The organism is Streptomyces sp. NBC_00239, assembly GCF_036194065.1.
GTDB lineage: Bacteria > Actinomycetota > Actinomycetes > Streptomycetales > Streptomycetaceae > Streptomyces.
In genome coordinates, this window is sequence record NZ_CP108095.1 from 6481425 (window position 1) to 6504503 (window position 23079).

The window sequence follows — 23079 nt, forward strand, 5'->3', positions numbered from 1 at the left end:
TCACCGATGAGCAATCCCCCCGTGATAGGCGTCCTGGCCCTCCAGGGCGACGTACGGGAGCACCTGATCGCCCTGGCCGCGGCGGACGCCGTGGCCAGGCCGGTCCGGCGCCCCGAGGAGCTCGCCGAGGTGGACGCCCTGGTGATCCCCGGCGGTGAGTCCACGACGATGTCGAAGCTCGCCGTGCTGTTCGGCATGCTGGAGCCGCTGCGCGAGCGCGTCCGCGCCGGCATGCCCGTCTACGGCACCTGCGCCGGCATGATCATGCTCGCCGACAAGATCCTGGACGGCCGCGCCGACCAGGAGACCCTCGGCGGCATCGACATGATCGTCCGCCGGAACGCGTTCGGCCGGCAGAACGAGTCCTTCGAGGCGTCGATCGACTTCGCCGGCATCGAGGGCGGACCGGTCGAGGGCGTCTTCATCCGCGCCCCCTGGGTGGAGTCCGTGGGAGCGGCCGCCGAGGTGCTCGCCACGTACGACGGCCACACCGTGGCCGTACGGCAGGGCAACATCCTGGCGACCTCGTTCCACCCCGAACTCACCGGAGACGACCGGGTCCACGCGTACTTCGTGGGTATGGTGCGCGCAGGGGTCTGACGGGAGTCCGACCGGACCCCCGGTAGGATCCCGGGTGAACACTGTTGGTTACGCGAAGGAGACAGGCGGATGTCCGGCCACTCTAAATGGGCTACGACGAAGCACAAGAAGGCCGTGATCGATGCAAAGCGCGGCAAGCTCTTCGCGAAGCTGATCAAGAACATCGAGGTCGCGGCCCGCACGGGCGGCGCCGACCCCGACGGCAACCCGACGCTGTTCGACGCCATCCAGAAGGCGAAGAAGAGCTCGGTCCCCAACAAGAACATCGACTCCGCGGTCAAGCGCGGCGGTGGCCTTGAGGCCGGCGGCGTCGACTACGCCACGATCATGTACGAGGGCTACGGTCCGAACGGTGTCGCGGTGCTCATCGAGTGCCTCACCGACAACCGCAACCGCGCCGCCTCCGACGTCCGCGTCGCCATGACCCGCAACGGCGGCTCCATGGCCGACCCGGGCTCGGTCTCGTACCTGTTCAACCGCAAGGGTGTCGTCGTCCTCCCCAAGGGCGCGCTGACCGAGGACGACGTCCTGGAGACGGTCCTCGAAGCGGGCGCCGAGGAGGTCAACGACCTCGGCGAGCAGTTCGAGATCATCAGCGAGGCCACCGACATGGTCGCGGTCCGCACCGCGCTCCAGGAGGCCGGCATCGACTACGACTCGGCCGACTCCAGCTTCGTCCCGACCATGCAGGTCGAGCTGGACGAGGAGGGCGCGCGCAAGATGTTCAAGCTGATCGACGCGCTGGAGGACAGCGACGACGTGCAGAACGTCTACGCCAACTTCGACGTCAGCGACGAGGTCATGGAGAAGGTCGACGCCTGATCCGCGGTCGTACGCAGCGGGCCGACGGGGACACACCCCCGTCGGCCCGCTGCGTTGTCGGTGCGGCCGGATAGCCTGCACAAACAAATGACCGAGGGGAGGGGTGGCATGCGCGTGCTCGGAGTCGACCCGGGCCTGACCCGGTGCGGGGTGGGCGTCGTCGAGGGGGTCGCCGGCCGTCCCCTGAAGATGCTCGGCGTCGGTGTCGTACGCACCGCCGCGGACGCGGACATCGCCATGCGGCTGGTCGGGATCGAGCAGGGCATCGAGAAGTGGCTCGATGAATACCGGCCCGAACTCGTCGCCGTGGAGCGGGTGTTCAGCCAGCACAATGTGAGTACGGTGATGGGCACCGCCCAAGCCAGCGCCGTCGCCATGCTGTGCGCGGCGCGCCGCGGCATCCCGGTCGCGCTGCACACGCCCAGCGAGGTCAAGGCGGCCGTCACCGGCAGCGGCCGCGCCGACAAGGCACAGGTCGGCGCCATGGTGACCCGGCTGCTGCGGCTGGACGCGCCACCCAAGCCCGCCGACGCCGCCGACGCCCTCGCCCTCGCCATCTGCCACATCTGGCGGGCCCCCGCCCAGAACCGCCTGCAGCAGGCCGTAGCCCTGCACGCATCGAAAGGCCGAAGCGCATGATCGCCTTCGTGAGCGGCCCGGTGGCCGCCCTCGCCCCGACCACGGCCGTCATCGAGGTCGGGGGCGTGGGCATGGCCGTCCAGTGCACCCCCACCACGATCTCCGGCCTGCGGATCGGCCAGGAGGCGCGACTGGCGACCTCGCTCGTCGTCCGCGAGGACTCGCTCACCCTGTACGGCTTCGCCGACGACGACGAGCGCCAGGTCTTCGAGCTGCTCCAGACCGCGAGCGGGGTGGGCCCGCGGCTCGCCCAGGCCATGCTGGGCGTGCACAGCCCCGACGCGCTGCGGCTCGCCGTGGCCACCGGCGACGAGCGGGCGCTGACCGCCGTCCCCGGCATCGGCAAGAAGGGCGCCCAGAAGCTCCTGCTCGAGCTGAAGGACAAACTGGGCCAGCCGCTGGGCACCGGAGCCCTGGTCGGCGCGCAGCGCGCGGTGGCCGCCGGCCCCGCGCCGTGGACCGAGCAGCTCCAGGCCGCGCTGATCGGCCTCGGGTACGCGAGCCGGGAAGCGGAGGAGGCGGTGTCGGCGGTCACCCCGCAGGCGGAGGCCGCCCTCGCCGAAGGCGGCTCGGCCCCCGTCCCGCAGCTGCTGCGCGCCGCGCTGCAGACGCTGAACCGCGCCCGCTGACCCCGCCCGCCGGACCCGCCCGGCCGCATCCGCCGGGCGCGCCCCGGCAGCCGTACGAACCGAGAGAGCAGAGACCGTGAACTGGGACGACGAGAGCACCGGCGAGGCCGACCCGCGGATCGTGGGCGCCGCCGCCGACGGCGAGGACAGTGCCGTGGAGGCCGCGCTGCGCCCCAAGGACCTCGGCGAGTTCGTCGGCCAGGAGAAGGTGCGCCAGCAGCTCGACCTGGTGCTCAAGGCGGCCCGCCAGCGCGGTGCGACCGCCGACCACGTCCTGCTCTCCGGCGCGCCCGGCCTCGGCAAGACCACGCTCTCGATGATCATCGCGGCGGAGATGGGCGCGCCCATCCGGATCACCTCAGGGCCGGCCATCCAGCACGCCGGAGACCTGGCCGCGATCCTCTCCTCCCTCCAGGAGGGCGAGGTGCTCTTCCTCGACGAGATCCACCGCATGTCGCGGCCCGCCGAGGAGATGCTCTACATGGCGATGGAGGACTTCCGGGTCGACGTCATCGTCGGCAAGGGCCCGGGGGCCACCGCGATCCCGCTGGAGCTGCCGCCGTTCACCCTCGTGGGTGCCACCACCCGGGCCGGACTGCTGCCGCCGCCGCTGCGCGACCGGTTCGGGTTCACCGGACACATGGAGTTCTACAGTCCCACCGAGCTGGAACGGGTGATCCACCGCTCCGCCCGGCTGCTCGACGTGGAGATCGAGGCCGACGGCGCCGCCGAGATCGCCGGCCGCTCCCGCGGCACGCCCCGTATCGCCAACCGCCTGCTGCGCCGGGTCCGCGACTACGCGCAGGTCAGGGCTGACGGATTCATCACACGTGACGTGGCGGCCGCGGCGCTGGGCGTCTACGAGGTGGACGCGCGCGGGCTCGACCGGCTGGACCGGGCCGTGCTGGAAGCGCTGCTGAAGCTGTTCGGGGGCGGCCCGGTGGGGCTTTCCACACTGGCCGTGGCGGTCGGCGAGGAGCGGGAGACCGTGGAGGAGGTCGCGGAGCCGTTCCTGGTGCGGGAGGGGCTGCTGGCGCGGACCCCGCGGGGCAGGGTCGCGACCCCGGCGGCCTGGGCGCACCTGGGTCTGGTCCCGCCGCGGAACGCAAGTGGATCAACCGGACAACAAGGCCTGTTCGGGGCGTGACGGCGCGGGGCGTGGCCCGGTCCGGAACTGCGGTGCCATGCTGGGCGTTGTTCCATCGGTGTGGACTCGCCTAGACTCCGCCGATGCCGACCGGTCCAGGTCGGTGTGCCCGCCCCCGTAGAAATTGGCCGCCACCAGGCGCGGTCGTGCGAAGGATCTCCGTCCCGTGAACAATCTCGTGACCTTCCTCCCGTTCATCGTGCTCATCGGGGCCATGTTCCTGATGACCCGGTCCGCCAAGCGCAAGCAGCAGGCGGCCGCGTCCATGCGCAACCAGATGACGCCCGGCACCGGCGTGCGCACGATCGGCGGCATGTACGCCACGGTCAAGGAGGTCGGCGACGACACCGTGACCCTGGAAGTGGCGCCCGGCGTGCACGCCGTCTACGCGAAGAACTCGATCGGGGCGGTCCTGGACGACGAGGAGTACAACCGCATCGTCCACGGCGCCGGTGATGATCTGACGATCGACACGCCGGTCGTTCCGGACGACGCCTCGTCGCTGACCGAGACCGAGGCGGCCGACGGGGGCGACGCGCCGAAGCTGGACCTGGGCAAGAAGGCCGAGTCGGAGGAGCCCAAGGACGGCAAGACCGACGGCGAGGCCGACGCGAAGTAACGCACGGACGGGGACCGCACGGCGCGCCGGACCGGCAGCCTGCGGCCCCTTCCGCAAGCGACCACTTCTGCGGGGGGCAGGGGTCCCCACACACACGTTTCGTGGCCGTCTTCGCGCATACCCGGCGCGGACGGTTGGACAGGGAGATACGACAAGGTGGCAGCACCGAAGAAGGGCCGACGGCCCGCGGGGGCTCAGGGCAGGCCGGGGCGTGCCCTGGCAGTGATCCTGATCGCGATGGTGGCGCTCACCGCGGGGATGTTCATCTCCAAGCAGACGACGCCGCGCCTGGGCATCGACCTCGCCGGCGGTACGAGCATCACGCTCAAGGCCAAGAACGAGCCCGGCAAGCCGGACGCGATCAACGAGACCAACATGAACACCGCGGTCGGCATCATCGAGCGCCGTGTCAATGGTCTCGGCGTCTCGGAGGCCGAGGTCCAGACGCAGGGCCGCGATCACATCATCGTGAACATCCCCAAGGGGACGAACGAGAAGCAGGCGCGCGAGCAGGTCGGCACGACCGCTCAGCTCTACTTCCGCCCCGTGCTGGCCATCGCGGCCGGCGGACCGGTCACCGAGCCGGCGCCGCAGCCCTCCGCCAGTTCCTCGGCCAAGCCCGAGGCCGGCAAGAAGGACGGCAAGAACGCCTCCTCCGCGCCGACCCCGTCGTCCAGCGCCACTTCGCAGGGCCGTGCCGTCAGTGAGGCCCTCAAGGCCCCCGGCGCGTCGCCCTCGCCCTCCGCGGGCGAGACGAAGAAGGCAGACGACAAGAAGGCCGACGAGAAGAAGGCCTCGCCGACTCCCTCCGCCCCCACCGGTGCGGCCGCCGACCTGCAGAAGCGCTTCACGGCGCTCGACTGCACCAAGGAAGACCAGCGCGCGGCCGCGGGCAAGGGCGTCAAGCCCACCGACCCGACGATCGCCTGTGGCACCAACGGTGCCGGCCAGTGGGAGAAGTACCTCCTCGGCCCCTCCGGTGTGGAGGGCAAGGAGATCAAGGACGCCAAGGGCGCCCTCGACTCGCAGCGCGGCATCTGGATCGTTCAGATGACCTTCAACGACAAGGGCGCCGACCAGTTCGCCAAGGTCACCGGCGAGCTTGCCGCCAAGCAGTCCCCGCAGAACCAGTTCGCCATCGTGCTCGACGGTGAAGTGGTCTCCGCGCCTTCGGTGAGCCAGTCGATCGTCGGCGGCAACGCCGAGATCTCCGGCAGCTTCAACCAGCAGTCCGCCCAGGACCTCGGCAACATGCTGTCCTACGGCGCCCTGCCGCTGTCGTTCCAGGAGGACGGTGTCACCACCGTCACCGCCGCGCTCGGCCAGGAGCAGCTGAAGGCCGGTCTGATCGCCGGCGCCATCGGCCTCGCCCTGGTCATCATCTACCTGGTGGCGTACTACCGCGGCCTCGCGCTCATCGCGATCGTCAGCCTCCTGGTGTCCGCGGTCCTCACCTACACGATCATGACGCTGCTCGGGACGGCCATCGACTTCGCGCTGAACCTGCCCGCCGTGTGCGGCGCGATCGTGGCCATCGGCATCACCGCGGACTCGTTCATCGTGTACTTCGAGCGCATCCGCGACGAGATCCGCGAGGGCCGCACCCTGAAGCCCGCGGTGGAGCGTGCCTGGCCGCGTGCCCGGCGCACCATCCTGGTCTCCGACTTCGTGTCGTTCCTGGCCGCCGCGGTGCTCTTCATCGTCACCGTCGGCAAGGTGCAGGGCTTCGCCTTCACCCTGGGTCTGACCACCCTGCTCGACGTGGTCGTGGTGTTCCTCTTCACCAAGCCGATCATGACGCTGCTGGCCCGGACGAAGTTCTTCTCCAGCGGCCACCCGTGGTCCGGCCTCGACCCCAAGCGCCTCGGTGCCAAGCCGCCGCTGCGCGGGTCCCGCCGCCCCGCGTCCGTTTCTGTCGCCGGCCCCGTCGAATCCAAGGAGGCCTGACATGTCGAAGCTCGGAAATCTCGGCGCCAGGCTGTACAAGGGCGAGGTCGGGTACGACTTCGTCGGCAAGCGCTTCCTCTGGTACGGCGTGTCGATCCTGATCACCATCACGGCGATCGTGGCGCTGGCCGTCCAGGGCCTCAACATGGGCATCGAGTTCAAGGGCGGTGCCGTCTTCACCACCCCGAAGACGGACGTCTCGGTCTCGAAGGCCAGGGAGAGCGCGGAGGCGGCCTCCGGCCACGACGCGATCGTCCAGAAGCTCGGCAACGGCACCCTGCGCATCCAGGTCAGCGGCCTGGACACGGACGCCGCCGCCGGAGTCAAGACGAAGATCGCCGGTGACCTCGCCCTCAAGGAAACGGACATCAACGCCGACCTGGTCGGCCCGAGCTGGGGTGAGCAGATCGCCAACAAGGCGTGGACCGGCCTCGCCGTGTTCATGATCCTCGTGGTGATCTACCTCGCCATCGCCTTCGAATGGCGGATGGCGATCGCGGCGCTGGTCGCGCTCATCCACGACCTCACCATCACGGTCGGCATCTACGCGCTGGTCGGCTTCGAGGTCACCCCCGGTACGGTCATCGGTCTGCTGACGATCCTCGGTTACTCCCTCTACGACACCGTCGTCGTCTTCGACGGTCTCAAGGAAGCCTCCAAGGACATCACCAAGCAGACCCGCTACACGTACAGCGAGATCGCCAACCGCAGCCTCAACGGCACGCTGGTCCGTTCGATCAACACCACCGTCGTGGCGCTGCTCCCGGTCGCCGGCCTGCTGTTCATCGGCGGCGGCTTCCTGGGCGCGGGCATGCTCAACGACATCTCGCTGTCGCTGTTCGTCGGCCTCGCGGCCGGTGCGTACTCCTCGATCTTCATCGCCACCCCGCTGGTCGCCGACCTCAAGGAGCGCGACCCGGCGATGAAGGCCCTCAAGAAGCGCGTGCTGGCCCGGCGTGCCGCCGGCAAGGACGGCGTCGACGAGCCGGCCGGTGCCGAGGTCGTGGCCCAGGCGACGGCCGGCCGGGCGGCGGGACGCCGCCGATGACCGACGCGCAGGGCGTACGCGAGCTGCTGCTCAGCCGGATCACGGACGTACCGGACTACCCGAAGCCGGGTGTGGTGTTCAAGGACATCACCCCGCTGCTGGCCGACCCGGAGGCGTTCCGCGCCCTGACCGGCGCCCTCGCCGAGCTGTGCGCCCGGCACGGTGCCACGAAGATCGTCGGCCTCGAGGCGCGCGGGTTCATCCTCGCCGCCCCCGTGGCCGTCGAGGCGGGCGTCGGCTTCGTGCCGGTCCGCAAGGCCGGCAAGCTGCCCGGAGCGACGCTGAAGCAGGCGTACGAGCTGGAGTACGGCACCGCCGAGATCGAGATCCACGCCGAGGCCCTGGCCGCGGACGACCGGGTCCTGGTCATCGACGACGTCCTGGCCACCGGCGGCACCGCCGAGGCCTCGCTGGAGCTGATCCGGCGGGCCGGGGCGCAGGTCGCGGGCGTGGCGGTCCTGATGGAGCTGAGCTTCCTCGACGGCCGCTCCCGCCTGGAGGCGGCCCTCGCGGGCGCCCCGCTGGACGCGCTGATCGTGGTCTGACGGCGTCCCACCCGTGCGCAGTACGAAGCGGCGGGCATCCGGTTCACACCGGGTGCCCGCCGCTCGCGCGTCCACGGGCCGGGCACCGGAGAACGAGTGCGGCCAAGGCTCGCTACCATGGGTTTTCCGGACCTGACCGGGGCCCCGGATCCTCCCGAGGAGCGCTCTTGCCAGACGAGGTCCAGCCAATCTCCGCCGCGCAGCCCGACCCGCAGGCCGAGCAGGCCGAGGCGGCCGCTGCCACGCCCGCACCGCCGGTGGCGCCGGTCGCACCCAAGCCCGTCCCGGCGGTCGCGCCGTCCCCGCCGGTCAAGCCCGCGCCGCTGAAGCCCGCGGGTTCCTCCAACCGGGTGCGGGCCCGGCTCGCCCGGCTGGGCGTCCAGCGCTCCAACCCGTACAACCCGGTGCTGGAGCCGCTGCTGCGGATAGTCCGCAGCAACGACCCGAAGATCGAGACGGCGACGCTGCGCCAGATCGAGAAGGCGTACCAGGTCGCCGAGCGCTGGCACCGCGGCCAGAAGCGCAAGAGCGGCGACCCGTACATCACGCACCCGCTCGCCGTCACCACCATCCTCGCCGAGCTGGGCATGGACCCGGCCACGCTGATGGCCGGCCTGCTGCACGACACCGTCGAGGACACCGAGTACGGGCTGGAGCAGCTCAGACGGGACTTCGGCGACGCGGTGGCCCTGCTCGTCGACGGCGTGACCAAGCTCGACAAGGTCAAGTTCGGCGAGGCCGCGCAGGCCGAGACGGTCCGCAAGATGGTCGTGGCGATGGCCAAGGACCCCCGGGTCCTCGTCATCAAGCTCGCCGACCGCCTGCACAACATGCGCACCATGCGCTACCTCAAGCGGGAGAAGCAGGAGAAGAAGGCCCGCGAAACGCTCGAGATCTACGCCCCGCTGGCGCACCGCCTGGGCATGAACACGATCAAGTGGGAGCTGGAGGACCTCGCCTTCGCGATCCTCTACCCCAAGATGTACGACGAGATCGTGCGGCTGGTCGCCGAGCGCGCCCCCAAGCGGGACGAGTACCTCGCCGTCGTCACCGACGAGGTCCAGACCGACCTGCGGGCCGCCCGCATCAAGGCCACCGTCACCGGCCGCCCCAAGCACTACTACAGCGTCTACCAGAAGATGATCGTGCGGGGCCGCGACTTCGCCGAGATCTACGACCTGGTGGGCATCCGCGTCCTCGTCGACACCGTCCGCGACTGCTACGCGGCGCTGGGCACCGTCCACGCCCGCTGGAACCCGGTTCCGGGGCGGTTCAAGGACTACATCGCGATGCCGAAGTTCAACATGTACCAGTCGCTGCACACGACGGTCATCGGACCCAACGGCAAGCCGGTCGAGCTCCAGATCCGCACCTTCGACATGCACCGCCGCGCCGAGTACGGCATCGCCGCGCACTGGAAGTACAAGCAGCAGACCGTCGCCGGCACCTCCAAGGTCCGCACCGACGTCCCGCAGGCCGCCAAGGGCAGCGCCGGCCAGGACACCGTCAACGACATGGCGTGGCTGCGGCAGCTGCTCGACTGGCAGAAGGAGACCGAGGACCCGGGCGAGTTCCTCGACTCGCTGCGCTTCGACCTCTCGCGCAACGAGGTCTTCGTCTTCACCCCCAAGGGCGACGTCATCGCGCTGCCGGCCGGGGCGACCCCCGTCGACTTCGCGTTCGCCGTCCACACCGAGGTCGGCTACCGCACCATAGGGGCGCGGGTCAACGGGCGGCTCGTACCGCTCGAATCGACCCTCGACAACGGCGATCTCGTCGAGGTCTTCACCTCCAAGGCGGAGGGCGCCGGACCGTCCCGGGACTGGCTCGGCTTCGTCAAGTCGCCGCGCGCCCGCAACAAGATCCGCGCCTGGTTCTCCAAGGAGCGCCGCGACGAGGCGATCGAGCAGGGCAAGGACGCCATAGCGCGGGCCATGCGCAAGCAGAACCTGCCGATCCAGCGGATCCTCACCGGCGACTCGCTGGTCACCCTCGCCCACGAGATGCGCTACCCGGACATCTCCTCGCTGTACGCGGCGATCGGCGAGGGCCACGTCTCGGCGCAGGCCGTCGTGCAGAAGCTCGTCCAGGCCATGGGCGGCGAGGAGGCGGCCAACGACGACATTGAGGAGAGCGTCCCGCCGTCGCGCGGCCGCAACAAGCGGCGCGCGAACGCCGACCCGGGCGTGGTCGTCAAGGGCACCGACGACGTGTGGGTCAAGCTGGCCCGCTGCTGCACCCCGGTGCCCGGCGACCCGATCATCGGCTTCGTCACGCGCGGCAGTGGCGTATCGGTTCACCGGGCCGACTGCGTCAACGTGGACTCGCTCTCCCAGCAGCCCGAGCGGATCCTGGAGGTCGAGTGGGCACCCACCCAGTCCTCCGTCTTCCTGGTCGCCATCCAGGTCGAGGCGCTGGACCGGTCCCGGCTGCTGTCGGACGTCACCCGGGTCCTGTCCGACCAGCACGTCAACATCCTGTCGGCGGCCGTGCAGACCTCCCGCGACCGGGTGGCCACCTCCCGGTTCACCTTCGAGATGGGCGACCCCAAGCACCTGGGACACGTCCTGAAGGCCGTACGCGGCGTCGAGGGCGTCTACGACGTCTACCGGGTCACCTCGGCCCGCCGGCCGTAACGGCGGGCCGCAGCGGCCGGCCACGGCGGCCGGCCACGGCGGCGGCACGGGAAAGGGCCCCGGTGACGAGATCGTCACCGGGGCCCTTCGCCGTACCGTGCAGGTCAGAGCCTCTGCCGGCCCTGTCAGCCGCCGAACTCCTCCAGGCCCTTCAGCGCCTGGTCCAGCAGCGCCTGGCGGCCCTCCAGCTCACGGGCCAGCTTGTCGGCCTTCGCGTCGTTGCCCGCCGCGCGCGCCGTGTCGATCTGCTTCTGCAGCTTGTCGACGGCGTCCTGGAGCTGGCCGGTCAGACCCGCGGCGCGCGCCCGCGCCTCCGGGTTCGTCCGGCGCCACTCGCCCTCCTCGGCCTCCTGGATGGCCCGCTCGACGGCGTGCATGCGGCCCTCGACCTTGGGACGGGCGTCCCGCGGCACGTGGCCGATGGCCTCCCAGCGCTCGTTGACCGAGCGGAACGCGGCCCGGGCCGCCTTCAGGTCGGTCACCGGGAGCAGCTTCTCGGCCTCGTCGGCCAGCTCCTCCTTCAGCTTGAGGTTCTCGGTCTGCTCGGCGTCCCGCTCGGCGAAGACCTCGCCGCGCGCCGCGAAGAAGACGTCCTGCGCACCGCGGAAGCGGTTCCACAGCTCGTCCTCCGCCTCGCGCTGGGCGCGGCCCGCGGCCTTCCAGTCCGCCATCAGCTCGCGGTACCGGGCGGCCGTCGTGCCCCAGTCGGTCGAGCCGGACAGCGACTCGGCCTCGGCGACCAGCTTCTCCTTCACCTTGCGCGCGTCCTCGCGCTGCGCGTCCAGCGACGCGAAGTGCGCCTTGCGGCGCTTGGAGAAGGCCGAGCGCGCGTGCGAGAAGCGGTGCCACAGCTCGTCGTCCGACTTGCGGTCCAGCCGCGGCAGGCCCTTCCAGGTGTCCACGAGGGCGCGCAGCCGCTCGCCCGCGGACCGCCACTGGTCGCTCTGCGCCAGCTCCTCGGCCTCGACGACCAGCTTCTCCTTGGCCTGCTTGGCCTCGTCGGTCTGCTTGGCCTTCTGGACCTTGCGCTCCTCGCGTCGCGAGTCCACCGTCGTGACCAGCTTGTCCAGCCGGACGCGCAGCGCGTCGAGGTCGCCCACCGCGTGGTGCTCCTCGACCTGCTCCCTCAGGTGCGCGATCGCCGTCGCCGCGTCCTTCGAGGACAGATCGGTGGTCCGCACCCGCCGTTCGAGCAGGCCGATCTCGACCACCAGGCCCTCGTACTTGCGCTCGAAGTAGGCCAGGGCCTCCTCAGGGGTGCCCGCCTGCCACGAGCCGACGACCTTCTCGCCATCGGCAGTACGCACGTACACGGTGCCCGTCTCGTCGACACGGCCCCACGGGTCGCTGCTCACAGCGCCTCCTCCACCTGATGCCCGCCGAGGGGTTCGCCCCCCGGGCATCGTCCACAGTTTCCTGGGGCGGGCAGTGCCCGCCCTGCACAACGCCAACATAGGCGACCGCCGGGCCGGCTGTCCGCATCCAGCGCGACGGAAAACGACGAAGGGGCGCTCGCCCCGCTCCGGGTCAGTTCTTGACGACGGCCGCCTTCTCGATCGTGACGGCCTTCTTCGGCGCGCCGTCGGTCGAGCCGCCGGTCACACCCGCCTTGGCCACGTCGTTGACGGCCTTCAGGCCGGCCGCGTCCATGGTGCCGAACGGGGTGTAGCTCGGGGGCAGCTTGCTGTCCTTGTAGACCAGGAAGAACTGGCTGCCGCCGGAGCCCGGCTGGCCCGTGTTGGCCATCGCGACCGTGCCCGCCGGGTACGTGACCGTACCGTCCGAGCCGGCCTTGCCGAGCCCGCCCAGGTTCTCGTCCGGGATGGTGTAGCCGGGGCCGCCGGTGCCGGTGCCCTGCGGGTCGCCGCACTGCAGGACGAAGATCCCGCCCGTGGTGAGGCGGTGGCACTTGGTCTTGTCGAAGTAGTGCTGGTCCGCCAGCGACTTGAACGAGTTGACCGTGTGCGGGGTCTTCGCCGCGTCCATCGCGATGGCGATCTTGCCCTGGTCGGTGTCCAGGGTGAAGGTGTACTTCGCCTTCTGGTCGACGGCCATGGCCGGCTCGGCCTTCTTCGAGGCCTCGGGGGAGGGCGTGGCGGAGCCGGAGCCGGAGGCCGCGGGGGTCACCGTCTCCTTCTCGTCCTTGTCGAAGACACCGCCGGCAATGCCGCCGATCACGGCCGCGGCCACCACGGCCACCGCCGAACCGATGACGAGGGCGCGCTGGCGCGACTTGCGCCGCGCCTCGGCCCTGCGCTGCTGCTGCCGCTCGAACTTCTCCCTGGCGAGCTGCCGCCGCCGCTGATCGCTCGTGACCACCGGGTCGTCTCCTTGTGCGTGTCTGGTACAGCCGTCCGGGCTGGGGTTAGGCCGTACCGTATATGGGTTCGCTGTGTGATGAGCAGCGCCGGTAGGCTCTGGTCTGCCACAACCTCCATCCGGATGACCGTGGCCGGACCGCCGGACGACAGTTACCGGACGACATTTAAGGGACGAACGTGCTCATTGCCGGGTTCCCCGCCGGGGCCTGGGGGACCAACTGCTACGTGGTCGCCCCCGCCGCCGGCGAGGAGTGCGTCATCATCGACCCGGGCCACCAGGCCGCCCAGGGAGTCGAGGAGACGCTGAAGAAGCACCGTCTCAAGCCCGTCGCCGTCGTCCTCACCCACGGCCACATCGACCACGTGGCCTCGGTGGTGCCCGTGTGCGGCGCCCACGACGTGCCCGCCTGGATCCACCCCGAGGACCGGTACATGATGAGCGACCCCGAGAAGGCGCTCGGCCGCTCGATCGGGATGCCGCTGATGGGCGAGCTGACCGTGGGCGAGCCCGACGACGTCCGCGAGCTGACCGACGGCGCCGCCCTGAAGCTGGCGGGCCTCGACTTCTCCGTCGCGCACGCGCCCGGCCATACCAAGGGGTCGGTGGCCTTCCGGATGCCCGAGTCCGCGGACGTACCGTCCGTCTTCTTCTCGGGCGACCTGCTCTTCGCCGGCTCCATCGGACGCACCGACCTGCCCGGCGGCTCCCACGCCGAGATCCTCGAGTCGCTGGCCCGCGTGTGCCTGCCGCTCGACGACTCGACCGTGGTGCTGTCCGGCCACGGTCCCCAGACCACCATCGGCCGTGAGCGCGCGACCAACCCCTACCTGAGGGAAGTCGCCGCCGGCCTGGGAGGCGGCCACGCCGCCCCACGACGAGGAATGTGACGAGAGTTTCGTGAGCACCTTCAAGGCCCCCAAGGGCACCTACGACCTCATCCCGCCGTTCTCCGCGAAGTACCTCGCCGTCCGCGAGGCCATCTCCGCCCCGCTGCGCACCTCCGGGTACGGGTACGTCGAGACGCCCGGCTTCGAGGACGTCGGCCTGTTCGCCCGCGGTGTGGGCGAGTCCACCGACATCGTGTCGAAGGAGATGTACGCGTTCGAGACGAAGGGCGGCGACAAGCTCGCCCTGCGCCCCGAGGGCACCGCGTCCGTGCTGCGCGCCGCGCTGGAGGCGAGCCTGCACAAGCAGGGCAACCTGCCGGTCAAGCTCTGGTACTCCGGCTCGTACTACCGCTACGAGCGTCCGCAGAAGGGCCGCTACCGCCACTTCTCGCAGGTCGGCGCCGAGGCGATCGGTGCCGAGGACCCCGCGTTGGACGCCGAGCTGATCATCCTGGCCGACCAGGCGTACCGCTCGCTGGGCCTGCGCACCTTCCGGATCCTGCTCAACTCGCTGGGCGACAAGGAGTGCCGACCCGTCTACCGCGAGGCGCTCCAGACCTTCCTGCGCGGCCTCGACCTCGACGAGGAGACCGTCCGCCGGGCCGAGATCAACCCGCTGCGCGTCCTCGACGACAAGCGGGCCGACGTCCAGAAGCAGCTGGTCGGCGCGCCGGTGCTGCGCGACTACCTGTGCGACGCGTGCAAGGCATACCACGAGGAGGTGCGCGCGCTGATCACGGCCGCGGGCGTGGCCTTCGAGGACGACGAGAAGCTGGTCCGCGGCCTGGACTACTACACCCGCACCACCTTCGAGTTCGTGCACGACGGCCTCGGCTCGCAGTCCGCGGTCGGCGGCGGCGGCCGGTACGACGGCCTGTCCGAGATGATCGGCGGCCCCGCGCTGCCGTCCGTCGGCTGGGCGCTCGGCGTGGACCGCACGGTGCTGGCGCTGGAGGCCGAGGGCATCGAGCTCGACATCCCGGCGACCACCCAGGTCTTCGCGGTGCCGCTCGGCGACGAGGCGCGGCGGCTGCTCTTCGGCACGGTCACCGAGCTGCGGAAGGCCGGCGTCGCGGCCGACTTCGCGTACGGGGGCAAGGGCCTCAAGGGTGCGATGAAGGACGCGAACCGGTCCGGTGCGCGGTTGACCCTCGTCGCGGGCGAGCGGGACCTCGCCGAGGGAGTGGTCCAGCTCAAGGACATGGCGTCCGGCGAGCAGAGTGCGGTGCCGGTGGGCGAGCTCGTCGCGGCGGTCCGCGCGCGCCTGGCCTGACCCGGCACGTCCAGCCTCGCCGGTGTCCGGGGCGCCCCTGCAGCCTCGCCGGCTGCCCGAGGGGCCACCCCAGCCTCGCCGGTGCCCGGGCGGCAACCTCCAGCCTCGCCGGCGTTTGAGGCGCGGGTCCGGGCGGAGCCCGGTGCCCGGCGGAGCCGGGTTGCAGTCTTGGGGCTCCGCCCCAAACCCCGCGCCTCAAACGCCGGCGAGGCTGGGTGTTGCGCCCCAGGGCACTGGCGAGGCTGCGTCGGGCCCCGTCCGAGGTCCCGCCTCAAACGCCGGCGAGGCTGGAGTCGCAGCCAAGGAGGTCATGCCGGGCAGCGGGCGAGGCTGGAAGTTGCGCCCCAGGGCGCCGGCGAGGCTGGGGCGGGTCCCGCCCGAGGGGGCATGCCGGGCGGCCGGCGGGCTGGGAGGGGGCGTGGGGTGGTTACAGGAGGCCGTGGCGCATGGCGGTCGTCACCGCCGCCGTCCGGTCGGTCACCGACAGCTTGCCGAAGACGCGCAGCAGATGCGTCTTCACCGTGGACTCGGCCACGAACAGCCGCCGCCCGATCTCCGCGTTCGTCGCCCCCTCCGCGACCAGCCGCAGCACCGCCACCTCGCGGTCCGACAGCCGCGGCCGCTCCGGCCGGGTCCTGAGCCGGTCCACCAGCCGGCCCGCCACCGACGGCGCGAGCACCGTCTCGCCGCGCACGGCCGCCCGGATCGCCTCCGCCAGCTCCCCGCGGGCCATGTCCTTGAGCAGGTAGCCCGCGGCCCCCGCCTCCACGGCCCGCAGGATGTCCCGGTCCTCCTCGTACGTGGTCAGCACCACCACCCGGCACGGCAGCCCGGCCGCCGTGATCCGGCCGATCGACTCCACCCCGTCGCCGCCCGGCATCCGCAGGTCCATCAGGACCAGGTCCGGCAGGTGCTGCGCGGCCAGCGCCTCCGCCTGCGGACCGTTCGCCGCCTCCGCGACCACCTCCAGGTCCGGTTCGGCGCTGAGCATGCCGCGCAGGCCCTCCCGTACCACCGGATGGTCATCGGCCAGCAGGATGCGGATCATGGGCGTACGGCTCCTCACGCGACGGGAAGGGTGACGGTGACGGTGGTGCCCTCGCCCGGTGCGCTGCGCACCTCGGCCGTCCCGCCGACCTCGGCGGCGCGGGCCCGCAGGCCGCTCAGGCCGTAGCCGCGGGCGGGGCGTGCGGGGTCGAAGCCCCGGCCGGTGTCCCGGACCGACACCGTCAGCTCCCGGTCACCGTAGGTCAGGGCGAGCGCGGCGCGCGCGCCGGGTCCGGCGTGCTTGGCGGCGTTGGCGAGGGCCTCCTGGCAGCTGCGCAGCGCGACCACCTCCAGGCCGGGCGGCAGCGCCCGTACCGCGCCGGTGACGGTGACCGCGGCCGGCGGGTCGTGCCGGGCGGCGAGCCGGCCCACCGCGTCGGGCAGCGAGCCCCCGTCGAGGTCGGCGGGGGCGCCGCCGGCGACCAGGGCGCGGGCCTCGGCGAGGTTCTGCCGGGCGGTGCCCGCCATCAGGTCGAGGTGGCGGCGGGCCTGCGGAAGGTCGTGGTCGAGTTCCGACTGGACGGCCTGGACGAGCATCAGGAGGCTGGTGAAGCCCTGGGCGAGGGTGTCGTGGATCTCGCGGGACATCCGCTCCCGTTCGGCGAGCGCGCCCCGCTCGGCCGAGAGCCGGGCCACTTCCTCCCGGCTGGCCTCCAACTCGGTGATGAGGGAAGCCCGTTCCCTGCTCTGGTCCATGATCCGGATGATCCAGACGCCGAAGAAGACGGAGAAGGCGAGGGTGGCGGCCGCGAAGACGCCGTTGGAGAACACGATCCGCGGGTCCGGCCGCCACAGCAGCGCCCACCCGGCGACCGGCACCAGGCTCACCACCGCCACGGCGGCCATCGCCCGGCGCACCGGCAGCAGCATGAAGCAGTGCGGAGCGAGAGCGAAGGTGATCAGCCGGGTCTCGCCGACGAGGAACGAGGCGGGCAGGAACAGCAGGAACGCCGGCACCAGGTAGCGCACCGCCCCGGCCGGGTCCTCGTCCCCTTCGAGCAGCCGCGGCCGGCCCGCCCGCAGGTACCAGGGGATCAGCAGGGCCAGCAGCCCGCCGGCCGCGAACCGGTAGCCGGCCGCCGGCATGCCGGCCCCGAGCACGAACACCTCGGTGGCCAGCCAGACCACCCCGAAGTACAGGTCCCAGGGCAGGAACCCGCGCTGCCACGCGTGCACCTCGCGGGCCCCGGCGGCGCGGGTGAGGGTCCTCAGCCGGCGCGGCGGCTCTTCCACCTGAAAGTCAGCAGACACAGGACCAATCCTCCGATGCACCAGGCGCCCAGGACCAGGGCGATCCTGCCGAACTCCCAGCTCCCCGCGGGTTCCAGGACCGCGGCGGACTCCGGGAGGAAGATCCCGCGGAAACCCTGGCACATCCACTTGAGCGGGAAGAACGAGCTGATGTTCAGCAGCCACTGCGGGATCGCGTGGACCGGGATGAACACCCCGGAGGTGAACTGCAGGACCAGGAAGGGCAGTACGACCACGGAGCTGGCGCTCTTCCCCGAGCGCGGCAGGCTGCTGATCGCGATGCCCAGCAGGGCGCAGCCCGTCAGCCCCAGCACGAAGATCCAGGAGAACGTGAGCCAGCGGGCGGCCGTCGACGGCAGGTCGAGGTCGAAGAGGGCGGTGCCCACGAGCAGCAGGAGGGCCGTCTCCAGCAGGCCGGTGACCAGCACCATCCACAGTTTGCCGAGGAAGTACGCGGCCGGCGGCATCGGGGTGCCGCTGAGCCTGCGCAGCACCTGCTCGTCCCGTTCGACGGCGATGGAGATGCCCAGGGACTGGAAGCTCACCGACATGATGCCCGCGGCGATCATGCCGGCCGCGTAGAGCTGGGAGGCGGTCACCCCGGCGCCCTCGACGTCGTCGCCGAAGATCGAGGCGAAGAGGGCGAGGAAGACGACGGGGAAGGCGAAGGTGAAGACCACCGCGTCGCGCCGGCGGGCGAACTGCTTCAGCTCCAGCAGGCCGCGGCTGAGCCCGAGCGACCAGGTGCCGGGCAGGGCCCGTACGGAGGTCCGTACGGCGGGTGCCTTCGCGGTGGCGGTTCCGGTGGTGTGCGTGCTCATCGCGCGTCCTCCTGCGGGGTGCCGTTCGGTGTCTGGGGGGTGCCGGACTGGCCTGTCAGGCGCAGGTACACGTCCTCCAGGGTGGGGCGGCTGATCCGCAGCCCCGGGACCTCGCCGCCGAAGCGGGCCGCGAGGTCGGCGACGGTGGCGGTGGGCGTGTCCGTCTCCGTGCGGTGCGCGGCGCCGTCTGCTCCGGTCCACTCGACGGTCGCGCCGGTGCCGAAGCGGGTCCGCAGCGCGGCCGGCTCGCCCTGGGCGACGACCCTGCCGCGGGCGACCACCGCGAGGCGGTCCGCGAGGGCCTCGGCCTCCTCCAGGTAGTGCGTGGTGAGCACGATCGTCGTGCCCTCGGCCGCCAGCAGCCGGATCAGGTCCCAGAACTGCCGGCGCGCCGCCGGGTCGAAGCCGGTCGTCGGCTCGTCCAGGAGCAGCAGCTCCGGGCCGCCGATCACGCCGAGCGCCACGTCGAGCCGCCGCCGCTGGCCGCCGGACAGCCCCTTGATCCGGTGGTCGCGCTTCTCCTCCAGGCCCACCAGGGCGATCACCTCGGCGGGGTCACGGGGCGCCGGGTAGTAGCGGGCGAAGTGCTCCACCGTCTCGCGCACCGTCAGTTCGGCGGGCGCCGACTCGTCCTGCCAGACGATGCCCACCTTCGCGCGCCAGGCCCGGCCGCCGGCCGCCGGGTCGGTGCCGAGCACCGCCACCTCGCCGCCGTCCCGCGACCGGTACCCCTGGAGGATCTCCACCGTCGTGCTCTTGCCCGCCCCGTTGGGTCCGAGCAGCCCGAAGACCTCCCCCCGCCGGATCTCCAGGTCCAGTCCGTCCACCGCCGTGACCCCGCCGTACTGCTTGCGGAGCCCGCGTACTTCCACCGCGAGTGCTGTCATGCCCTGAGCGTCCCGTGGAATCCGGCCCGCCGGTCCCTCCGGGAGGACGCCCTTATGTCCACCGAACGGTGGACAGCGCCCCGGGTGCGGCACAATGACCGTGCTCCCGGGCCTGACCCACCGGCCCACGACTGGACGGGATGACGGAACGCCGTATGACGACTACAGGGGCGGACACCTCGCGGAGCGTGGGCGGCAGCCGCGCACTGGCCTGGCTGCTCGTGATCACGGGTGCGGCGGGACTGCTCGCCGCCTGGGTGATCACGATCGACAAGTTCAAGCTGCTCGAAGACCCGGACTTCGTGCCCGGATGCAGCTTCAACCCGGTCGTGGCCTGCGGCAACATCATGAAGAGCGACCAGGCGTCGGCCTTCGGCTTCCCGAACCCGATGCTCGGGCTCGTCGCCTACGGCATGGTCGTGTGCGTGGGCGTGAGCCTGCTCGCCGGGGCCCGGTTCCGCGGCTGGTACTGGCTGACCTTCAACGCGGGCGCGCTCTTCGGTGTCGGCTTCTGCATGTGGCTGATGTTCCAGTCGCTGTACCGCATCAACTCGCTGTGCCTGTGGTGCTGCCTGGCCTGGGTCGCCACGATCGTGCTGTTCTGGTACCTCACCGCGCACAACGTCCGCGCCGGCCTGCTGCCCGCGCCGGGCTGGCTCAAGGGCTTCTTCGCCGAGTTCACCTGGGTCCTGCCGGTCCTGCACATCGGGATCATCGGCATGCTGATCCTGACCCGCTGGTGGGACTTCTGGACCTCCTGACCTCCTGACCGCAGCCGGTCCCCGCCGGTCCCGTCCGGGTCCCGTTCCGGACCGCGCTGTCGGTGGGCTCGCTTAGGCTTCCGGTGTGGAACCAGACCTCTTCACCGCCGCAGCCGAAGACCGTCAGGCGAAGGACCCCGCCAGTTCTCCGCTCGCCGTCCGGATGCGCCCGCGCACCCTGGACGAGGTCGTCGGCCAGCAGCACCTGCTGAAGCCCGGCTCGCCGCTGCGCCGGCTCGTCGGGGACGGGGCGGGCGGACCGGCCGGGGCGTCCTCGGTGATCCTGTGGGGTCCGCCGGGGATCGGCAAGACGACGCTCGCGTACGTGGTGAGCCAGGCGACGAAGAAGCGTTTCGTGGAGCTGTCCGCGATCACGGCCGGCGTGAAAGAGGTACGGGCCGTCATCGAGGGCGCCAAGCGCGCGGCCGGCGGCTACGGCAAGGACACGGTCCTCTTCCTCGACGAGATCCACCGCTTCAGCAAGGCGCAGCAGGACTCCCTGCTCCCGGCCGTGGAGAACCGCTGGGTCACGCTGATCGCCGCGACCACGGAGAACCCGTACTTCTCGATCATCTCGCCGCTGCTGTCGAGGTCCCTGCTGCTCACGCTGGAACCGCTGACCGACGACGACCTGAGCGCGCTGATGCACCGGGCACTGACCGAGGAGCGGGGGCTAGGCGGCGCGGTCACGCTGCCCGCCGACGCCGAGGCGCACCTGCTGCGCATCGCAGGCGGGGACGCCCGGCGCGCCCTGACCGCGCTGGAGGCGGGCGCCGGATCGGCCATCGCCAAGGGCGAGCCGGAGATCACCCTGACGACGGTCGAGGAGGCCGTGGACCGGGCGGCGGTGAAGTACGACCGGGACGGCGACCAGCACTACGACGTGGCCAGCGCCCTGATCAAGTCGATCCGCGGCTCGGACGTGGACGCGGCGCTGCACTACCTGGCCCGGATGATCGAGGCGGGGGAGGACCCGCGGTTCATCGCCCGGCGGCTGATGATCTCCGCGAGCGAGGACATCGGCCTCGCCGACCCGACCGCGCTGCCGACCGCCGTGGCCGCCGCCCAGGCCGTCGCCATGATCGGTTTCCCGGAAGCGGCCCTGACCCTCAGCCACGCCACGATCGCGCTGGCCCTGGCCCCCAAGTCGAACACCGCCACGACCGCGATCGGCGCCGCGCTCGCCGACGTGCGCGCGGGTCTGGCCGGGCCGGTGCCGCCGCATCTGCGGGACGGGCACTACAAGGGGGCCAAGAAGCTGGGTCACGCGCAGGGGTACGTGTATCCGCACGACGTGCCGGGGGCGATCGCCGCGCAGCAGTACGCGCCGGACGCGGTGCACGGCAAGCGGTATTACGAGCCGACGCGGTACGGGGCCGAGGCGCGGTACGCGGACGTCGTCGAGAAGGTCCGCGAGCGGCTGCGCGGCGCCTGACCGGGCGGGGCACCGCCCCGGACCCCGCTCCTCAACCCCCCCGGACTCCGTCCGGGGGACCCCCAGGAGGGGCTGGATTTGTCCTACGCTCCCCGCATGGGACGTGCTGCTTCGGTGATCGCCCTGGCGGCGGTGCTGTTGCTCGGCGGGTGCGGCGATGCCGACGGGCCCGCCGGGGAACCTGCGGAGGTGGTGCGGGTGGCTGGGGGCGGGGGTGGTTTTCCGCCCGACGCGGCGGCCGCCCGCCGGCAGCTGGACGGGCTCGAGGTCGCGTGGGGCCGCAACTGGCAGACGTACCGGCGCGAGGAGTTCGGGGAGACCTGGTCGGACGCGACCGACGCGCTCGGCGGCCGCAACGGCTGCGACACCCGCGACGACGTGCTCCGGCGCGATCTGCGGGAGCTGCGCGAAGACGACCGCGACCCGTGCGTGGTGGTCTCCGGAACCCTGCACGACCCGTACACCGGCAGGGAACTGCCGTACACCGACCGGCGCGCCACCCGGATCCAGACCGACCACGTGGTGGCGCTCGGCGCCGCCTGGCGGGCCGGGGCGTACGCCTGGACCCCGCAGCGGCGGCTGGCGTACGCGAACGACCTCGACGTGCTGCTCGCTGTCGACAAGCAGGCCAATCACGACAAGAGCAGCAGGACCCCGGACAAGTGGAAGCCGCCGCGGCGGGCCTACTGGTGCGAGTACGCGCGGCGCTGGACCGGCATCAAGGACAAGTACCGGCTGTCGGTGACGGCCCCCGAGAAGGCCGCCCTCCGGGACATGCTGGCGTCCTGCGGTCAGTGACCGCCGGGTGCGGCCGCCTCGAAGAGGTGGTGCATCGCCCGGCGCAGCCCGCACACGTCCCGGACCGGCTCGACGAAGTCGAAGCGGGCGTCGAAGGGCCGCTCGCCGGTGAAGCGGATCCGCAGCCCCAGCCGGTCCAGGGCCACCGGCACCGCCCGCCCGGCCGCCGCGCCCCGCTCCTCCCGGACGCCGAGCAGCCGCACCAGGCGCTGTACGTGCCCGCCGTGCGCGGAGTGCAGGTGCTGGAGGAGTTCGGCCTCGTGGTCCACCAGCGGATCGGGCCGGGCCTCGGCGAAGTCGTCGGGGTCGACGTGCTCGGCGCCCCACAGGTCGTCGACGCCGATCTCGCCCACCTCCAGGCGCAGCAGCACCCACGCGGGCCGGGGCGCCCGGCCGTCCTCCGGCTCGGACGGCGCCCCGGCCGTGTCGAGGATCTCGCCCACCGGATGCCGCTCGGCGAGCAGCATCGCGCAGGCGGCCCGCTCCTCGGCGCGCACCGGCGTGAGCCACCCGGCGAGCCACGCGCGGCCTCGGATACGATGGGGCACGGACACCGGCGCCACGTCCGTGATCTCGATCACGGCGGGGAGGTCGGCGTCCTGGGCGTGAGCGGCCGCTCTGGCAGCCGCGGACTCCTTGGAGACAAGGAGAATCACGTCCCCGTCCGGGGTGACGGTCCGTGCGACCGGCATTCCTGTCCCCAGCTCATCGGGCTCGCGCGTGTCGTGAGCACCCCGCAGGGTGAGGGATACTGAGGCGTTGGACTCTACGAGGGTTCGTACGCGTTCGGCTCCGGTGAGCTGCCGAACGCCTTCCCTGGGACGCGGCTGACCTTGTCTACCGTCGCCGAAAGCGGATTCCGTTTCGTTGGAACCCGAACTTCGACGCGCACTGGGCAGGGGGATCCCATGTGGTCGAGACATTACGTCCTCCTCGCTAAGGTAAGCCTCACCTAACTTACATGG

General features: G+C 71.6%; 22 protein-coding genes. 15 read left to right on the top strand and 7 right to left on the bottom strand.

The window, feature by feature from the left end:
* Window positions 1–6: 6 nt before the first annotated feature.
* The 10 genes from pdxT to OG764_RS28565 all read left to right on the top strand — a co-directional run bounded on the left by pdxT (window position 7) and on the right by OG764_RS28565 (window position 10632).
* Window positions 7–600, top strand: coding sequence for a pyridoxal 5'-phosphate synthase glutaminase subunit PdxT (gene pdxT / locus OG764_RS28520; protein ID WP_328971284.1), 594 nt, complete (start codon window positions 7–9; stop codon window positions 598–600).
* 69 nt (window positions 601–669) lie between these two features.
* Complete coding sequence (locus OG764_RS28525; RefSeq protein ID WP_328971285.1) at window positions 670–1422, top strand: YebC/PmpR family DNA-binding transcriptional regulator; 753 nt, start codon at window positions 670–672, stop codon at window positions 1420–1422.
* A gap of 108 nt (window positions 1423–1530) precedes the next feature.
* On the top strand, window positions 1531–2061 hold the full coding sequence (gene ruvC / locus OG764_RS28530; RefSeq protein ID WP_328971286.1) for a crossover junction endodeoxyribonuclease RuvC: 531 nt from the start codon (window positions 1531–1533) through the stop codon (window positions 2059–2061).
* Window positions 2058–2690, top strand: a complete 633-nt coding sequence (ruvA, locus tag OG764_RS28535) for a Holliday junction branch migration protein RuvA (protein ID WP_328971287.1) — start codon at window positions 2058–2060, stop codon at window positions 2688–2690. The genes ruvC and ruvA overlap by 4 nt, the downstream gene beginning before the upstream one ends.
* A gap of 76 nt (window positions 2691–2766) precedes the next feature.
* Window positions 2767–3837 (top strand): Holliday junction branch migration DNA helicase RuvB, encoded by a 1071-nt coding sequence (gene ruvB / locus OG764_RS28540; protein WP_328971288.1) that lies wholly within the window; start codon window positions 2767–2769, stop codon window positions 3835–3837.
* A 166-nt stretch (window positions 3838–4003) separates the two neighbouring features.
* Complete coding sequence (gene yajC, locus OG764_RS28545) at window positions 4004–4456, top strand: preprotein translocase subunit YajC (RefSeq protein ID WP_328971289.1); 453 nt, start codon at window positions 4004–4006, stop codon at window positions 4454–4456.
* A gap of 156 nt (window positions 4457–4612) precedes the next feature.
* Window positions 4613–6403 carry a protein translocase subunit SecD gene (gene secD, locus OG764_RS28550; RefSeq protein ID WP_328971290.1) on the top strand — a complete coding sequence of 597 codons (1791 nt, stop codon included), beginning with the start codon at window positions 4613–4615 and terminating at the stop codon, window positions 6401–6403.
* 1 nt (window position 6404) lies between these two features.
* Window positions 6405–7451: a protein translocase subunit SecF gene (secF, locus tag OG764_RS28555; RefSeq protein WP_328971291.1), complete on the top strand. Its 1047-nt coding sequence runs from the start codon at window positions 6405–6407 to the stop codon at window positions 7449–7451.
* Entirely contained in the window at window positions 7448–7996 is a 549-nt protein-coding gene (locus OG764_RS28560) for an adenine phosphoribosyltransferase (RefSeq protein ID WP_328971292.1), read from the top strand. The genes secF and OG764_RS28560 overlap by 4 nt, the downstream gene beginning before the upstream one ends.
* 167 nt (window positions 7997–8163) lie before the next feature.
* Complete coding sequence (locus tag OG764_RS28565; RefSeq protein ID WP_328971293.1) at window positions 8164–10632, top strand: RelA/SpoT family protein; 2469 nt, start codon at window positions 8164–8166, stop codon at window positions 10630–10632.
* Between the two features lie 125 nt (window positions 10633–10757).
* On the opposite strand, the gene OG764_RS28570 is transcribed toward OG764_RS28565, so the two are convergent.
* Together OG764_RS28570 and OG764_RS28575 are read right to left on the bottom strand one after the other, a co-directional pair.
* Window positions 10758–11987 (bottom strand): DUF349 domain-containing protein, encoded by a 1230-nt coding sequence (locus OG764_RS28570; protein WP_328971294.1) that lies wholly within the window; start codon window positions 11985–11987, stop codon window positions 10758–10760.
* 172 nt (window positions 11988–12159) lie between these two features.
* Window positions 12160–12951, bottom strand: coding sequence for a peptidylprolyl isomerase (locus OG764_RS28575; protein ID WP_328971295.1), 792 nt, complete (start codon window positions 12949–12951; stop codon window positions 12160–12162).
* A 179-nt stretch (window positions 12952–13130) separates the two neighbouring features.
* Between OG764_RS28575 and OG764_RS28580 the strand changes: the two genes are divergently transcribed.
* Together OG764_RS28580 and hisS are read left to right on the top strand one after the other, a co-directional pair.
* A complete protein-coding gene (locus tag OG764_RS28580) occupies window positions 13131–13841 on the top strand; it encodes an MBL fold metallo-hydrolase (protein ID WP_328971296.1) in 711 nt (236 codons plus the stop codon).
* A gap of 10 nt (window positions 13842–13851) precedes the next feature.
* A complete protein-coding gene (gene hisS, locus OG764_RS28585) occupies window positions 13852–15114 on the top strand; it encodes a histidine--tRNA ligase (protein ID WP_328971297.1) in 1263 nt (420 codons plus the stop codon).
* Between the two features lie 427 nt (window positions 15115–15541).
* On the opposite strand, the gene OG764_RS28590 is transcribed toward hisS, so the two are convergent.
* From OG764_RS28590 to OG764_RS28605, 4 genes are read right to left on the bottom strand one after another with little or no spacing between them, the layout of a single operon-like run.
* Complete coding sequence (locus OG764_RS28590; RefSeq protein WP_328971298.1) at window positions 15542–16162, bottom strand: response regulator transcription factor; 621 nt, start codon at window positions 16160–16162, stop codon at window positions 15542–15544.
* A gap of 14 nt (window positions 16163–16176) precedes the next feature.
* On the bottom strand, window positions 16177–17412 hold the full coding sequence (locus OG764_RS28595; RefSeq protein ID WP_328971299.1) for a sensor histidine kinase: 1236 nt from the start codon (window positions 17410–17412) through the stop codon (window positions 16177–16179).
* Complete coding sequence (locus OG764_RS28600; protein ID WP_328971300.1) at window positions 17370–18233, bottom strand: ABC transporter permease; 864 nt, start codon at window positions 18231–18233, stop codon at window positions 17370–17372. The genes OG764_RS28595 and OG764_RS28600 overlap by 43 nt, the downstream gene beginning before the upstream one ends.
* The gene (locus OG764_RS28605; protein ID WP_328971301.1) at window positions 18230–19120 is read right to left on the bottom strand and encodes an ABC transporter ATP-binding protein; all 891 of its coding nucleotides are present in this window, start codon (window positions 19118–19120) and stop codon (window positions 18230–18232) included. Before OG764_RS28605 ends, OG764_RS28600 begins: the two co-directional genes overlap by 4 nt.
* 155 nt (window positions 19121–19275) lie before the next feature.
* On the opposite strand from OG764_RS28605, the gene OG764_RS28610 reads away from it, so the two are divergent.
* The 3 genes from OG764_RS28610 to OG764_RS28620 all read left to right on the top strand — a co-directional run bounded on the left by OG764_RS28610 (window position 19276) and on the right by OG764_RS28620 (window position 22114).
* Entirely contained in the window at window positions 19276–19881 is a 606-nt protein-coding gene (locus OG764_RS28610; protein ID WP_328971302.1) for a vitamin K epoxide reductase family protein, read from the top strand.
* An 85-nt stretch (window positions 19882–19966) separates the two neighbouring features.
* Window positions 19967–21316: a replication-associated recombination protein A gene (locus OG764_RS28615; RefSeq protein ID WP_328971303.1), complete on the top strand. Its 1350-nt coding sequence runs from the start codon at window positions 19967–19969 to the stop codon at window positions 21314–21316.
* A gap of 96 nt (window positions 21317–21412) precedes the next feature.
* On the top strand, window positions 21413–22114 hold the full coding sequence (locus OG764_RS28620) for an HNH endonuclease family protein (RefSeq protein ID WP_328971304.1): 702 nt from the start codon (window positions 21413–21415) through the stop codon (window positions 22112–22114).
* Here the strand turns inward: OG764_RS28620 and OG764_RS28625 are convergent.
* Complete coding sequence (locus tag OG764_RS28625; RefSeq protein WP_443056079.1) at window positions 22108–23037, bottom strand: DUF2470 domain-containing protein; 930 nt, start codon at window positions 23035–23037, stop codon at window positions 22108–22110. The two genes, OG764_RS28620 and OG764_RS28625, sit on opposite strands and share 7 nt — an antisense overlap.
* Window positions 23038–23079 lie beyond the last annotated feature (42 nt).